Raw genomic sequence first — 15,445 nt, 5'->3', positions numbered from 1 at the left:
CTTTTTCATACTGGCTGGTCTCACATTCAAATTTGTGTGCCAAGTGTTCGGCGCGATAGATACCGTTTAACTTAAGGTGTTACCCTAAAAAGCCGCTTTTCTATTCTAAAGAAAGCGGCTTTCCATCATTTATGATATTTTATATTCCTTTTCTTTATCTGATACTGGAACGCTTTTCTCAGTAATAAGTCCTTGTTCCCTCGCCATCCGTTTAGCGACTTTCGGTGCTAACCATACTGGTGGTAATAATAACAACGAAACCGGAACGGCAGTAACAACGATGAAGTTTTGGAGAGTTTGAATACTGCTTTCACCAATACCGAGAAGGGTTGCAGCGATTCCTCCAAACAGCAGTGCCCAAAACACACGAAGGACACGAGGCGGATGAGTATCGCCTGTAATCATGACAGCAACAGAATACGACATCGAGTCGGCTGTGGTGGCGACGAAAATGACCGTAACAATTAAAAAACCTGCTGCCATTACCATGCCGAACGGCACTTGTTCCATAATCGCCATGACGGCGGCGGGCATTCCTGTTTCATTCAAGGCAGTTGAGACAGCTCCAGGTGATTCAAGTTCATAAAACAAACCAGATCCTCCTACAACCGCAAACCAGAAATTACTAACAATCGGAGCAATGATCGCTACTGCTAGAATCAACTCCCGAATTGTACGTCCTCTAGAGATACGACTAATGAACATCGCCATAGCCGGTCCGAAACCAAGGAACCATCCCCAGAAGAACACGGTCCAATAACCAAGCCAGCTACTATCTTGGCGATAAAGACTCATACGAAGGAAGTTCTGAATTTGAAAGGCTTCCGCACCGATAAATGAATCAATGATGAACAAGGTTGGTCCTAGGATCAGCATCCCGATCATAAGTGCTACTGCAAATCCGACGTTTAGACGACTGAGAAGTTGAATACCTTTATCCACTCCTGAAGCCGCAGAAATGGCAGCAATCGTTATAAGAAAAATAATCACCAGTGACTGGGTGAAAATAGTATCGGGGATATTGAATAAATAATTAAGAGCATAACCGACTTGTAAGCCTAGAAAGCCGATGGGTCCAATGGTACCTGCCGCTACTGCAATTACAGAAACAATATCGGCCGTAGCTCCGATGAAACTTTTCTTATTGAAAATCTTCTTCCCTACCATCGGATACAAAATCGCCCGTGGTTTTAGAGGATACCCTTTATGGTAGTGAGCATACATAAGTACAATGGTAGCTACCGTACCTAAACAAGCCCACGCGGTAAATCCCCAATGGAAAAAACTTTGGGCTAAACCAGGTACGACTGCCTGGGCACTTGTCATCTCCTCATCAAAAAGTGGAGGCGTTGTTAAGAAATGATAAATAGGTTCCCCGGCAGCCCAGAAAACACCGCCACTTGCCAGCAATGTACAAAGAATCATCGAGACCCAGCGGAACCAGCCATTTTCTGGTCGATCCATTTTCCCTAATTTCACTTTTCCATATGTCGATAATGCTAACCAGACTCCGACTACGAATGTAGCGAGCAGTAGCACTTGCCAAAAGGCTCCAAAGAATGTAACAGAAAAGTCGAACGAGCTTGAGATCCATTCTCCCATCAGTTCTTTATTCAATAGAGACATCACTAAAAATAATACGAGAAAGCCTCCACTGATGCTGAATGTGATCCAGTCAATTCTCGTTCTCCTATTCGTTTTTTTGATCATTATTTTCCTCCTAGGTTTTTTAACCTGTGATAGTTAAGATTATTTGTAAATCTATGACGAATATAAAATTGTTTTGTTCTTTAAACGTTCAGAAAATGAAGACCCCTCTTGTTCTGCGACTTTTTACACATAGTGATTAATTATATAGATGTTCGTACAACACGTCAAAGTCAAAGTTTGACAAGGATTCATAGGATGTTGAAGCAAATGATGATTAAAGCAGTCTCATTAACTGTGAGTTATAATTCTATAACATCCCAGCCATTCATCAATACTTTTGCTATTTCTTATTATGTGAATATGACAAAACAGCTCATGTTAGGACATGAGCTGTTTCAGAGACATAGTTACTATTCATGCAACAGATCGAATTCAATATTCGTGCTTAAATTAGATAGACCTCGTTTGTTTTTTATAAAGCCATCACTGATACTCGATATCGTAATTTTTTTAAAAGTCCTAATGGTACCCCAAAAGGATACGGGTTCCCAATTAAGCTTGAATAGGTCTAATATATAGGTAATGAACTTAATATGAAAGAATTGACCATCACTAAGGATCCAAAACCGTAGTCATGGATAGCGATAAACCATGTTACGTTTCTAGCTAAGGTCAAAACCCATAGTATATGATATACACCATGGTTCGATATGAAATTCACCATAAAAAAAGCACCCCTTCTAAATGAGGTGCTTAGTAAATGCTTTTCTCTATTTTAATCAAACAACACACTCACAGAATGCTCATGTTGAACTCGTAATAACGCATCCGCTAACAATGGTGCAACAGAAAGAGTCGTAATCTTTTCCAATCGTTTTTCTTCGGGCTGGAAGATTGAGTTAGTAATCACTAACTCCTTAATTGGCGACTGTTCCACTTTAATAACGGCTGGATCAGAGAAAACCGCATGCGTCCCACATGCATAAATGTCATGAACTCCATTTTCGTAAAGAATCTCAGCAGCTACGGTAACGGTATCAGCAGTGTCCATCATATCATCAACAATAATAACGTTTTTCCCTTCTACTGCTCCGACGACATTTCTTACTTCTGGCATATTTGGCTCAGGCTGACGCTTATCGATAAACGCAAGGGGCGCATCCAGGATATTGGCCATTTTCCTAACACGGTTGAGACCATTCGTATTTGGAGCAACGACAACAAGGTCATCAATCTCCTTGGATTTGAAATGTTCCCCTAAAATTGGGATACCAAGAAGTTGGTCAACAGGGATATTAAAGAACCCTTGGATTTGAGGAGCATGCAGGTCCAAGGTGATCACCCTTGATACTCCAGCTTTCTCTAATAAATTTGCCAATAATTTCGCTGTGATTGGTTCCCGGGGCCGTGCTTTGCGGTCCTGCCTGGCATATCCGTAATAAGGAATGACGACATTAATGGTTTTAGCCGATGCGCGCTTCAAAGCGTCTACCATAATCAATAATTCCATCACGTGTTCATTCACGGGTTGGGATGTCGATTGAACGAGATAAATATCGTCTCCTCGAACACTTTCTTCAATATTGACTTGCATTTCACCATCACTAAATCGGACGACCGAACTTTTTCCTAAAGGTACCTCCAGAATTTCAGAAATTTCCTGGGCCAGAGGTTCGTTGGAATTCAACGTAAAGAGCTTCATTTCTGATTGCGTGTCCATATGTATCTCTCCTGTATTAAAAAGAAGTTATCAAAGAAAAACTTATCATTTGCAAACCAGCAATGCAAGTTTTTCACCCTTTTCTAGGTATAGAGGTGTTACCGACATCCCTATCTGCCCATAAATTGGATATGTCGGTATATTGAGGTCATAGAAAACGGTTATTTATTATCTAAAGCCCATGAATAATTCTGATCCAATTGATCGGTTATAAACATATGTCCTGGAGCATGTGTAATCATGATGGATGGTTTTGCTTGCAAAGCTGCGTTTTGCGGCGTCACTCCACACGCCCAAAATAAAGGTGTGGATGTAGCAGGGTCAAAATCCACTGCCTCTCCATAATCTGGATTTGAAAGATCTTTAATTCCAATTTCTTCAGGAGTTCCAATATGAACAGGACTTCCATGAGAATCTTCAAATCGATGGGAGATTTCGAGAGCCCGGTCTACGAAATGGTTGGGAACAGCCCTCATACTAACAACCATCCTCCCCTTAAAAATTCCTGATTCCTCCAGCGGGATGGTTGTATCATACATGGGCACCACTTTTTTCTGTTGCTGATGAAACAACGGGATACCACCATCAAGTAAAGCTTTTTCAAATGTAAAGCTGCACCCTATGAGAAAAGTTACGAAATCATCCTGCCAAACACCCTCTATATTCAATACTTCCTCAGAGAGTTGCCCCTCACGATAAATTCGGTAACGTGGTAAGTCTGTCCGAATATCCGCATCTGCCGCCTTGGGAATCGTTTGCCCTGGTTCCATTACTTCTATTAATGGACATGGCTTAGGATTCCTTATGCAAAACAAGAGAAAATCAAAAGCATATGTCTTTGGCAGTGTCACGAGATTGGTTTGAATATATTTTTCACATAATCCAGAGGTCGTCCCAGTTTTTTCTTCCTTTCTAAAATGCAATCGTTCTTTCAGTGGATCCATACCTTTCACCTCTTCATAGTAAGATTCTTTTCTGTACTCAAAATGTTTCATAAGATTATACAATGCAGAGTGAAGGATCTCCTTTGAGAATTTTCGTTACTTCTTTCGCCACTAACACGGACGTTCTCACCTGTGACTCTTCCGTCAGCCCAGCGATGTGAGGCGTAATAAAAGCGTTGGGTAAAGGAAGTAATGGATGATTCGGATCCACTGGTTCTTTTGCTAATACATCCAAGTAGGCACCAGCCAAGTGATGTTCTCTCAATGCTTTAGCGAGTGCCCTCTCGTCAACGATTCCACCTCTTGAAGTATTAATTAGGTAAGCATTCGGTTTCATAAGCCGTAGTGTGTTTGAGTTGATGAGATTTTCTGTGGATGCGTTCAAGGGTACATGGATAGAAACAAAATCACAGGCAGCTAGAAGTTCCTCTATGGAATTTTTCACCACTACTCCTGTTTCCGAGACAATATTGTCATATTCTGTAATAAAAGGATCGTATCCAATAACTTTCATACCAAACGCTTGCGCCCTCTTAGCCACTCGATGAGCAATTTCTCCAAGTCCAACGAGTCCAATGGTTCTCCTTGAAATTTCAAAGCCTGTATGTACTTTACGGTCCCAGGTTCCTTTTTCTACATCTTTATTTGCTTCAAATAATGACCGGTTAGAAGAGAGAACAGCGCTCATCACGTATTCTGCTACCGATGTCGCGTTCGCATTCTTTGCGTATACCACTTTGATCTCTTTCTCTTCACACGCTTTTATATCAATATTATCAAGGCCAACACCAAGACGACCAATCACTTTGAGGTTTGTCCCCCTTTCCAATAATTCGCTATCCACCTTTGTTTGATTGCGGACAATCCATGCATCCACCTTCGTTACTTCCTCCCGTAAACGTGCACGGTCTTCCCAAAGTTTGTCATCATATACGACTTCAAACCCTTGTTCTTCCAAGACGTCAATTCCTTCTTGCCATATCACTTCACTAATCAATATTCTCATAATTCTCCTCCATTTCTCCAATCTCCTCTATCTCCAATGTACAGGATTATAGGGTAGATTCATAGCCATAAGAGATCGGTTCAAGGGTGGAATTTGATCAGTCCTTTCCGGAGCCGTTCCATTTTCTATATCGATGATAGGGCGTTGAAGGCTGCTTTATCTTTCTTACAGATTTAATCTATAACTAGATTTCCTTAGACTCATCACTTAGGGGCCCATTTTACCCCTATTCTTTATTTGTTAGAACTTCATGTCTTTTTTCAATTATTGCCATAAGCCACATTTTTCTCGTAAAATGGTACAAATTTGAGTTATTTTCATGTAACCTAATATATTGGATTCTATGTAGAAATGGATTCAACTAATATATTCCACTTAAATGCCTTACTGGCACGCAAAGCTTTGTTATTAAAGGAGAACATCATGAAGATTTTAGTTAGAGAAGCATTAAAAGAAGAACTACCTGAAATCCGTATGCAGCGGGTGTCCGCCTATGAGGATCATCGAGGGGCCATCCCAGAAGAACATTGGCAAGCTTTAAAGACAACCATCTCATCTAATGCAGATCAACAACCAGGTGTAGAACTCCTGATTGCTGAAATAAATGGGGACATGTTAGGCAGCGTAGCCCTATTCCCAGCTAAAACAGATGCTTATGAAGGATTGGTTGCGGCGCTTGATTATCCCGAAATCCGCGTTCTTTCTGTTATACCTCAAGCACGGGGGATTGGAGTCGCGTCAGCATTAATGGAAGAATGTATTCATAGGGCTAAAGCAAAAGGTTATCCTGCCATCGGCCTTCATACAGGGGAATTCATGAAGGGAGCGATTGCCCTGTATAAAAACTTCGGGTTCGTTAGGATCCCGCAGCACGACTTTGAACCTGCCAATGACGGAATCACCGTTATGGCCTTCCAGAAATCGTTATAACGAAAAAGGACACTACAGATTACAGTAGTGTCCTTTTTCAGTCTTTGTACTTTAAATATTGATAGTGATCGGTCGGCACTTTCTTAATCACTTTCCCATCAGAATTTTTATATATTTCATATTCGCGATAGGCCTCCACCTTAGCCCCATCCACCATTTTTGTCCCTTCTTGAACGAGCTCCAACTCCATTGTCGTAAATGCAGAATTTCCTTCCACGGCTACCGTTTCCTTTTCTTTTTCATCCGTACTTAAAGGATAGTGAATAGAGTCCTCTGGTTTTTGATTCGGTGAATCCATGTACCCAATAACAACAAAGATAGCGAAAAGGACCAAGACTGAATAAATTTTTTTCATTCCGCTGACCTCCACCTATAAGTTTATGTACAAGCATCCTATGCAGCAGATACTAAAAAAAGGAATCCTTTCGTTGAATATTCTGGCTTGTTAGGGCAGCCGTAAGCTGGACTAAAGTAAAACAGGGAGCGTGTCATCGAATCTGCTTTAGATAATAGTATAATCTAGCGGTTGTATTGATCCGTTTATTTTTATCGGAATAAATAAAATAAAAACGGGAATAGGATATATATAAGCCAAAACCATAAGGAGGTACTTCCCATGTTATGGCTATTGCTGCTTATTCCTGCTGGGTTAATTGCTCTTTCCATTTACTTTGATCGGAAAAGAAAAAGCCAGCCCCATGTCAATATGGCAAATGAAAGTAAAGAGACTTTCGAAGAAATATACCGTTCTGAAGGAGCAGGAAAAAAATCGCACGACCCTAAACACACAAAATCTTTTTAAGTGATGAGTTCTATTAAAATCTCTTAATGCTTCCTATCTTGAATGATCAGCACAGGAATCCTTTTATTTTACCGGTTTAAACTCCGGGAACCTACCATTATTCCCTTAGATTTATTCAAAATCTCGAATCATGTTCACGAAGAAGACCTTTTTCATAATATTTAACATGTGAATTGAAACAGGGCGGAAGTTCATATCTTCCGCTTTTTTAATGATGGTCATGAGCTGAATACTCATCACCAAGCAAGAAACTTTCTAATTCTTCTATATCATTAGATCGAAAGACGATTTCTTCTGTATCAAGCACTATATATTGAGGGAGTTCTTCGATTTCCAATAGTTTCTTATAATTATAGGGTTCTGTTGGAATCGTAACAAAGACTTCAAAAGCGTACAGTTTGTTCTCCCATATTTCCGGATCGTTAAAGGTTTGATTGATTTCCGCTTGAAATTTTTCTTCCGAAACCTCTTCACTTTTAAATGCAAGGACACTGTATCTGTCTTCTCTTTCTGATTTCAACTCATTAATCAGTTTATCTTTATTCGAAGAACATCCAGGGAGAATGGCCAACACACTTATAATTAGAATAAACAAGCGTCTCATCTGCAGTCCCCTTTCTCTTTGGAGATATTCCGCTTCCTACATTTCCATCCCAACATCCCTTTTGAGTATTCAGCTTGAATAAATAACTTTTATGAAAAAGCGGTATAAAAGCGACGACTCCAGTAATGGTGCCCCTTCTTCAATTCCAGAAACTTCCCTTGGAACATCAAAAAGGGGCTCCTATTCTTAAAGTAAACCTGTTGAAGGCGACTACTCCTTCATATCATCTTTCATTTGATTATTTAGTATATGATTAATGCCAACCGTCTCTTCTACATTCAAAACAAAGGCAATCCCCCGGCCCGGCTCATCCAATCTAGCTCCTTGCTCGATCGCCTTTAGTACTTGATTACACTTCTTCTTCACGATTAGTGTCAAGACCGCTTCTTTTTCTGGTTCGATCAAAATATTAAAGAGTTTTGCTTTTTCATGTATCCCGGTCCCCCGACCCGTTATGATTGTCCCTCCTTCTGCACCAGCCTCTCTAGAGGCATCGACGACTTTTTCTGCATCTCCTTTATTCACAATTGTCACGATTAAATCATAAGACAGTGATTGCTTTTTCAATGGCATCCCTTCCTTACTCTCATTTTGCATAGACTCCAACCCTAAACCAATCAAATGGTTGATGCCGCTTACATTCTTCGTATCAATAACAAAACCGATGCCGTGTCTCGGTCTATTCAATTTTACTGCCTTTGTGATTGCATTCATTACTCGTGCATATATGGAATCGGAAACAAGCGTCAATATGACTTCCCGCTCTCTTTCTACCGGAATTCCCAGGAACCGTTTTTTTTCATCCATTCGAAACCCTTTTCCAAAAAAAGTTGTCCCCCCCTGTGCTCCCGCTAATGTGGAAGCATGAATGACTCTTTTTGCTTTTTCTTTTTTAACGATGGTTATGATGAGCTTTTGTCCGGGTTTGGTCTTTATCATATTGCTCCTGCTCCTTTCTTCTATATATAATGCCGAGGGTAAGTACGGATAAAATCGGGGCTAACGCTACAAGGGCTACCATACCAAAACCATCTACTAATGGATCCCGTCCCTCTATAACAGATGAGATCCCCACAAAGAGAGCTAAGATAAAGGTGGCCGTCATTGGACCTGTGGCCACACCACCTGAATCAAAAGCGATCGATGTAAAAGTTTTTGTTGAAAATCTAACGATGATTAAAACGAAGATATAGCCAGGAACAATAAAGTACCAAAGGGGGATGCCGAGGAGGATTCGTATCATAGAAATAGCAATAGAAAGTCCGACCCCTACAGATAAGGTATAGAGCAGGACTTTATTAGGAATATAACCACCAGATACCCTTTCCACCTGATGAGTAAGAACACTCACCGCGGGTTCTGCATATACAGCTACAAATCCGAGCACAAAACCGATTGGAATCAACAACCAAAGATGATGAAGGCTTCCGAGCTCCTCCCCCATCAGTGCCCCTGCTGGTAAAAAACCGATATGAACACCTTGTAAAAAAAGGGCCAGTCCAAAATAGGTGAGAGTAAAACCGATTAAAATATCTTGTAACTTCGCCCACGGGAGTTTAAGAAAGATAAATTGGAAAATGAGGAATAAGAAAAAAAGTGGAATAAGAGCCATAGCCACATCCAACAAAACCCCCCAGAAACCTTCAAATATTTTAATATTCACCCGTAAATCACACCCAGAAGGAGAACAGCTAATATGGGGCCGATCGATGCTAAAGCCACAAGTCCGAAGCCATCACTTGATGATGATTTTCCGCGCATTACCGAAGCTGCCCCTACGCCTAAGGACAGAATAAAAGGCACGGTTAGGGGACCAGTTGTGACCCCACCGGAGTCAAAAGAAATCGGCACGAATACAGATGGGGTGAAAGCAGCAAGAATAAAGACTAGTGCATATCCCCCTGCAAGAAGATATACGATATTAATACTGAAAATGATCCGAAACATAGCCAGAGCCACGAACCCTCCCACCCCTAAAGCTACAGACAAAATAAGGATATCCTTTGGTATACGCCCTCCTGACACCTGATTAATTTGAGAGGAGAGAACACGAACGTCCGGTTCTGCAACTGTCACAACAAGTCCAAGCAGGAATCCAAAAAAAATGATCACCCAAACTCTTTTTGTCTTAGATAATGAAGAACCTATCATTTCTCCTACCGGCAGGAGCCCAATATTCACTCCAAGTAGAAAAAGAATCAGACCGGATCCGACAAGGAGTACACCAATAAGAAATTGAATAAACATATCCAAAGGAAGCCAAATCAATGTAAATTGAAGAATGGTGATGACTATCGTGATGGGGAGAATGGAAAGGATGACTTCCAACACCGTGTCTTTAATATTATCCATCTAAAACCTCCTTCAAAAAGGTGAGGAGCTTGTATATAGATGTAACGGTTAATAAAATTACTGTAACTATTATATCGTCGTAAACAGAAAATCATGACACATACTAAGGAACACCAGCAGATTTCCGTTTCTTCCCCTTTCAAAAGTTACGTTACAAAAAGGGAAAATTTTTAAGACAAATTATTTTGAGGCTCGAAATAAAATTGTTAAGATAAAGTTATATTTTAAGGGGATCAAGAAGTACCTTTACTTTAAAGGAAACTGAGAACCACCTTCTCCCCTGTATAGTTGTAATGTTAAAAGAAATGAGGTTTTACTATGGCAGCACCTGGATTAGAAAACACAAAATTTTCGGTACTGGACCTCGCTCCAGTCATCGAAGGTGGTACACCTGCGGACTCCTTCCGCAATACAGTTGATCTGGCTCAAAAAGTAGAACAATGGGGGTATACAAGATACTGGATGGCTGAACATCATAACATGCCTTTCATTGCAAGTTCAGCAACATCTGTCGCTATTAGTCATGTTCTGCACCATACGGAATCTATTCGTGTCGGCTCTGGCGGTGTCATGCTGCCCAATCACGCACCACTTGTCGTTGCTGAACAATTCGGCACCCTTGAAACCCTCTTTCCCGGACGGATCGATCTCGGGCTTGGACGAGCCCCGGGAACCGATGGAATGACAGCCCGAGCTCTTAGAAGGAATCTGGATTCAGATCCGAATGAATTTCCTAATATGCTGGATGAATTACGCGGCTATTTTGCCGGGGAGCATCCTATTCATGCCATTCCAGGGGAAGGATTGAATATCCCCATCTGGCTGCTTGGCTCCAGTGGCTTCAGCGCTCAACTTGCCGGGCAACTTGGACTACCATTTTCTTTTGCAAGCCATTTTTCTCCGAATCATACACATGGGGCATTGAATTTGTACCGGTCTAGCTTCCAGCCGTCTGAAACACTGAAAGAACCTTATGTCATGGTCGGAGTAAACGTCATTGCTGCAGATACAGATGAAGAAGCTGAGCGACTCGCAACATCTTTGCAACAACAGTTCCTAAACCTTGTGCGTAATACGAATCACTTGCTTCAACCACCTGTTGATAATATGGATGAAGTATGGACCTCTCAAGAAAAAGCAGCCCTGATGCAACAACTCGGTGCTTCGATCATCGGAAGTAAAGAAACAGTAAAAAACAAACTTGAGAACTTCCAAAAGGAGACATTGGCGGATGAAATGATGGTCATCTCACAAATTTATGATCATAATGCCCGTTTGCACTCTTATGAAATTGTTTCTGAAATTATGAATGAAGAATAAACAAGTCCCCAATTCCCTGAAAAACTCAAGTTGAACCTCAAGGTGACTTTTTACTATAAAGAGGATCGACTTGAGACCTCCCGGGGAGGGGCGTTAGAATGGGCACATAATTTTTACTACTCCTATTTAACTTCCCCACCCAATCCCCCTAAAAAGACCTCCATATTTTATTGATTCAACATCTATCTCAAAACATGTAAAAATTCCCTCGGCTATCTCTCGGCTATTATAAACACACTATCTCCATAAAAGGAGGGTGATAATGATGGGTAAACGAACATCACAAATGAATGCGGCGAGAAATAATAACAAAACACCGAAAGAAAGTTTGCCAATTGAAGAAGAAATCGGCCACCGGACAAACAGAAACCGGCCAAAACAAGGGCCTGGAGCTAATTCATAAACATCAAAATCCTGAGGTGATTGCCTCAGGATTTGTCCATTTCTATATCATCTCTTTCGGAAAGACAATCTACGACGATCTCTATCTCTCTTGAAGTTTATTCCACGCCGTTGCCCCCATGGAAAAGGTTATATTTCGTGTGTTTTTGCAGGAGCTCGGAGACTGTGACGAATTCATATCCTTCTTTTCTTAACTTAGGCAAAATCTGTTGAAGAGCTTTTACAGTCTGAGACCGATCCCCTCCAAAATCATGGAATAGAAAAATATCTCCATTACGGGCATTGTTTAATACAGTTTTTACAATATTTTGGACACCAGGACTTTTCCAATCTCTTGTATCCTGATGCCAGGACCACATCACGACCATATACCCCTCTTCATTAGCCGTATTCACAATAATATCATTGTACACGCCGCCAGGAGGCCGAAATAATCTCGGTGGAGCACCTGTTAAATTTTCAAGCACTTCTGAAGTGTTGTCCATTTCATGAATTAATTCTTCTTTTGAAATTCCGGTAAAATCCGGGTGATGAAAACTATGGTTGGCTAGTTCATGTCCGTTGTCTACCATGGATTTAATAATAGAAGGATTCTCTTGAGCCCTCGAGCCGACCACGAAGAATGTAGCTTTTGCTTCATGTTCCTCTAATATATTTAATATTTCAGGTGTATACTCTGTACTAGGGCCATCATCAAAGGTAAGGGCTATATATTTTGATGGTATAGGTACATCCCAAATGGCTGTCCCTTGTTCTTCATAATAATGTCGCGGGTGATCAGCACCGTAAGCGCTTACGGTAAGGAGCAGTGCAAAGATCACTATTAACAGGACACAGGCAGTAAGGTTCTTCAATGGAAGCACCCTTTCGCTTTTTCCTTAGTTTGCAGGAAAAACTCAGACCTTATGCTAGAAGCGTCACGGTAAAATAACCCACAGAGCAGGAAGGCATCGAAAAATTATGCTGAATCATTCGAATTTTCAACAGAATACCACCCAGGTGCATTTTTTCCTTACGGTGAATGTATGGTTTCCTTCATCACTTTCTTTATGTTCATATGATGATGAAACCAGACAAAAAAAGACCAGAAAATCTGGTCGCTTTTTGTGTGGCCTTCATTTTTCTATCATACACGGCATCACCCGACAATCTTTCCTTTGAGTCGGGATGTTATAACCGATTACTTCATAGCCTTTTCTCCTTAAAGACCGTGCAGCTAAATTCTTTTCCACTTCGTCGGAACAAACAAGGACGATTGACCGCTCAGGAATATCTTGATGATGTCTCCCTAGATATGCTAACGGAAGGCAGACAGCATTGCCAACCTGGTCTTGTGATGAAGTTTGATAATCTCTTGTATCTACGGTGACCACCATGCCCTGATCTTTTTGCACAAGTTCAGACGTGTCCATCTTCTTTACACGGGCAACGGGTACATAACGATATAGAACAAAAAATAGAGCTGCCGCCGCTAATAAAACAAAAGCCAGTGACATGATGACCCTCCTTTTCTTTCGTGCCTCACACATTTTGTACCCGCTCAACTATATGAGACAACAAAAATTATATTTATCGTTTATTAATCGAACATTTCCCAACAACTAAGCTTTGCAATAAGCAGATCTCTAAGAAAAAATATTAACATGGATAGATATAAAATCAAAAAAGAAAGCTCAGATATCTAAGCTTTCTTTTGCCTTTGAAAAAGTTCAATATTCAATTAACCATCCGATTATGTTCCTTCCAAAACTCTTTACGAAGGACAACCTTCTGTATTTTACCTGATGCTGTTTTCGGTAATTCCTCAATGAACGAAACACTTTTCGGAGCTTTAAAATGAGCGAGCTTTTCACGACAGAAGCGTATGACCTCTTCTTCCATAAGACTCTCTTCCTCCCTGAGTACCACTACAGCGTGGGGTACTTCTCCCCATTTTTCATGAGGGATCGCTACAACAGCGGCTTCAAGAACGGAGGGGTGTTCATATAAGACTGCTTCCACTTCAATAGACGAAATATTCTCCCCGCCACTGATGATAACGTCTTTTTTTCGATCGACAATCTCAATATTTCCCCCTTCATCAACTATCGCCATGTCACCCGTATGAAGCCAGCCCTCTCTAATGGCTTCATTTGTCGCTTCTTCATTTTTAAAGTACCCTTCCATTACATTATTTGATCGTGTTACAATTTCCCCCACCGCTTTGCCATCGTGAGGAACTTCATCCCCCAGATCGTCCACCACCTTCACTTGACTGCCAATCATGCTGTAACCCGCTTTGGCTTTCAACTTATATTGCTCTTCAGCGGGGCGTTCTCTATCCATTGAACGCAGTTCCGATGTAGTAATCAATGGAGATATTTCTGTCATGCCATATACTTGAATGAATTTCCAATTTAAACCCTCTTCTACTTTTCGGACAAAAGCTGGAGGCGGTGCAGATCCTGCGATGACGACTCTGACGTCCTGTTCGATGGAGGGTTTCTTGGCTTCATAGGATTCTATCACCATATTTAATACTGTTGGGGCCATATGTAACACAGATACCTGGTGTTTCTCCACTTTTTCCAAGATGAATGAAGGATCTGTTTTTCTAAGCATCACCTGTGTTGCACCATTGGCTGTATAATAAAATGGAGAGCCCCAGCCATTTACATGAAACATAGGCAAGACGTGAAGCAGCGTGTCCTGGTCGGAAACTTTCAAATGATGCATAGATGATAATGCATGTAAATAATTGGAACGATGACTTAATAATACTCCCTTTGGATTTCCAGTGGTTCCACTTGTATATAACAAGGAGGCGATATCGGTTTCTTCCAGAGACTCACGGGCGAAAGCATGAGGTGAAAACTTTCGCAGCCATGCCTCATAGCCATTTGATGAGGCATCCCCGTGCACGATGACATGATTAATATTTTTGACTTCGTCTACAACTTCTTCCACTAAAGGCAGCAATGTATAATCAACAAATAGGACTTTACTTTCACTATGTTCCAATATAAAACGGTAATCCTCTGGTTTTAGCCGCGTGTTTAATGGAGTCATTACGGCACCAACCTGAAAAGCACCATAAAACCCTTCCAACATCTCCGTGGAATTGGGAGCAAGATAGGCCACTTTATCACCTTTCTCGACTCCTAAAGATCGTAACCCTCTCGATAACTGATTGACCCTTTCATTCAACTCACCATAAGTCAATGTGTGATGGTCATCAATGACGGCAGGTTTATCTCCATACAGCTGAACTGCCCTGTCTAAAAACTCTGTCAAAATTAGTGGTACATGCAACGGCTACCTCTCCTTTAACATAAATTCGCCCCTTATTAAGCGCTTACATATTATTCTAATAGCTATCCTGTTCTATATCAATACAAAAAAACCACCCTGTCTGCCAACAGGATGGGCGTGCCCTTACAACATTACCTTATCTTCATTTATCCGATCGATTTCAAAACCAAGTCCTCAATCATTTTTTGTAGTCATCCGACCCTTTTTACCTATCTGTCGTTAAGTAATCCCCAATAAAGATATGAGTTTGCTGGATGAAGACTAGATAAATTTACTTCAGCCCGCGGATGCTCGAATTTCATTCATTTATACAGCGGAACAAACACAAGATCTTCCAAGCAAGGAAGAGGGGGGGGAATTCACCTATACCTTCCAAGAACATTACGTCAATGACATGTAAAAATGGATTGGAATAGACTCAGCA

The 15,445-nt window shown here is 41.0% G+C and carries 16 protein-coding genes; 4 read left to right on the top strand and 12 right to left on the bottom strand.

Going from position 1 to position 15,445, the window contains the following annotated elements; all coding sequences use genetic code 11:
* Nucleotides 1-129: 129 nt before the first annotated feature.
* From BLW54_RS06875 to BLW54_RS06855, 4 genes are all read right to left on the bottom strand, one after another.
* Nucleotides 130-1,710, bottom strand: coding sequence for a BCCT family transporter (locus BLW54_RS06875; protein WP_035508935.1), 1,581 nt, complete (start codon nt 1,708-1,710; stop codon nt 130-132).
* 715 nt (nt 1,711-2,425) lie between these two features.
* On the bottom strand, nt 2,426-3,370 hold the full coding sequence (locus BLW54_RS06865) for a ribose-phosphate diphosphokinase (RefSeq protein ID WP_035508938.1): 945 nt from the start codon (nt 3,368-3,370) through the stop codon (nt 2,426-2,428).
* A 161-nt stretch (nt 3,371-3,531) separates the two neighbouring features.
* Nucleotides 3,532-4,365, bottom strand: a complete 834-nt coding sequence (locus BLW54_RS06860) for a putative hydro-lyase (RefSeq protein WP_262365309.1) — start codon at nt 4,363-4,365, stop codon at nt 3,532-3,534.
* A 4-nt stretch (nt 4,366-4,369) separates the two neighbouring features.
* Nucleotides 4,370-5,320: a hydroxyacid dehydrogenase gene (locus BLW54_RS06855; protein WP_074733578.1), complete on the bottom strand. Its 951-nt coding sequence runs from the start codon at nt 5,318-5,320 to the stop codon at nt 4,370-4,372.
* A 423-nt stretch (nt 5,321-5,743) separates the two neighbouring features.
* Here BLW54_RS06855 and BLW54_RS06850 point away from each other — a divergent pair, with 423 nt between their 5' ends.
* Nucleotides 5,744-6,250, top strand: coding sequence for a GNAT family N-acetyltransferase (locus BLW54_RS06850; protein WP_074733575.1), 507 nt, complete (start codon nt 5,744-5,746; stop codon nt 6,248-6,250).
* 37 nt (nt 6,251-6,287) lie between these two features.
* Here BLW54_RS06850 and BLW54_RS06845 read toward each other — a convergent pair whose 3' ends face one another.
* A complete protein-coding gene (locus tag BLW54_RS06845) occupies nt 6,288-6,605 on the bottom strand; it encodes a hypothetical protein (RefSeq protein ID WP_074733572.1) in 318 nt (105 codons plus the stop codon).
* A 261-nt stretch (nt 6,606-6,866) separates the two neighbouring features.
* Between BLW54_RS06845 and BLW54_RS06840 the strand changes: the two genes are divergently transcribed.
* Nucleotides 6,867-7,052 carry a hypothetical protein gene (locus BLW54_RS06840; protein WP_035508943.1) on the top strand — a complete coding sequence of 62 codons (186 nt, stop codon included), beginning with the start codon at nt 6,867-6,869 and terminating at the stop codon, nt 7,050-7,052.
* A gap of 208 nt (nt 7,053-7,260) precedes the next feature.
* Here the strand turns inward: BLW54_RS06840 and BLW54_RS06835 are convergent, their stop codons facing one another.
* The 4 genes from BLW54_RS06835 to BLW54_RS06820 all read right to left on the bottom strand — a co-directional run bounded on the left by BLW54_RS06835 (nt 7,261) and on the right by BLW54_RS06820 (nt 10,008).
* The gene (locus BLW54_RS06835) at nt 7,261-7,656 is read right to left on the bottom strand and encodes a hypothetical protein (protein ID WP_035508944.1); all 396 of its coding nucleotides are present in this window, start codon (nt 7,654-7,656) and stop codon (nt 7,261-7,263) included.
* 210 nt (nt 7,657-7,866) lie between these two features.
* Nucleotides 7,867-8,595: a P-II family nitrogen regulator gene (locus BLW54_RS06830; protein ID WP_074733569.1), complete on the bottom strand. Its 729-nt coding sequence runs from the start codon at nt 8,593-8,595 to the stop codon at nt 7,867-7,869.
* Nucleotides 8,549-9,319 carry a DUF1538 domain-containing protein gene (locus tag BLW54_RS06825; RefSeq protein ID WP_035508946.1) on the bottom strand — a complete coding sequence of 257 codons (771 nt, stop codon included), beginning with the start codon at nt 9,317-9,319 and terminating at the stop codon, nt 8,549-8,551. The genes BLW54_RS06830 and BLW54_RS06825 overlap by 47 nt, the downstream gene beginning before the upstream one ends.
* Nucleotides 9,316-10,008, bottom strand: a complete 693-nt coding sequence (locus tag BLW54_RS06820; RefSeq protein WP_074733567.1) for a DUF1538 domain-containing protein — start codon at nt 10,006-10,008, stop codon at nt 9,316-9,318. The genes BLW54_RS06825 and BLW54_RS06820 overlap by 4 nt, the downstream gene beginning before the upstream one ends.
* A 318-nt stretch (nt 10,009-10,326) precedes the next feature.
* Between BLW54_RS06820 and BLW54_RS06815 the strand changes: the two genes are divergently transcribed.
* Both BLW54_RS06815 and BLW54_RS20645 read left to right on the top strand, forming a co-directional pair.
* Nucleotides 10,327-11,328: an LLM class flavin-dependent oxidoreductase gene (locus BLW54_RS06815; protein WP_035508949.1), complete on the top strand. Its 1,002-nt coding sequence runs from the start codon at nt 10,327-10,329 to the stop codon at nt 11,326-11,328.
* 262 nt (nt 11,329-11,590) lie between these two features.
* Nucleotides 11,591-11,731: a hypothetical protein gene (locus tag BLW54_RS20645; RefSeq protein ID WP_167358790.1), complete on the top strand. Its 141-nt coding sequence runs from the start codon at nt 11,591-11,593 to the stop codon at nt 11,729-11,731.
* Nucleotides 11,732-11,828: 97 nt separating this feature from the next.
* Here BLW54_RS20645 and BLW54_RS06810 read toward each other — a convergent pair whose 3' ends face one another.
* The 3 genes from BLW54_RS06810 to BLW54_RS06800 form a co-directional block, all read right to left on the bottom strand.
* A complete protein-coding gene (locus BLW54_RS06810; protein WP_074733683.1) occupies nt 11,829-12,584 on the bottom strand; it encodes a polysaccharide deacetylase family protein in 756 nt (251 codons plus the stop codon).
* 261 nt (nt 12,585-12,845) lie between these two features.
* Entirely contained in the window at nt 12,846-13,226 is a 381-nt protein-coding gene (locus BLW54_RS06805; protein ID WP_051744284.1) for a rhodanese-like domain-containing protein, read from the bottom strand.
* Nucleotides 13,227-13,446: 220 nt separating this feature from the next.
* Nucleotides 13,447-15,021 carry a long-chain-fatty-acid--CoA ligase gene (locus BLW54_RS06800; RefSeq protein ID WP_074733564.1) on the bottom strand — a complete coding sequence of 525 codons (1,575 nt, stop codon included), beginning with the start codon at nt 15,019-15,021 and terminating at the stop codon, nt 13,447-13,449.
* Nucleotides 15,022-15,445: the final 424 nt, after the last annotated feature.

The organism is Halobacillus karajensis, assembly GCF_900108515.1.
GTDB classification, from domain to species: domain Bacteria; phylum Bacillota; class Bacilli; order Bacillales; family Halobacillaceae; genus Halobacillus; species Halobacillus karajensis.
The sequence above is the reverse complement of the archived record's forward strand: the minus strand, read 5'-3'. Positions and strand labels throughout refer to the sequence as shown.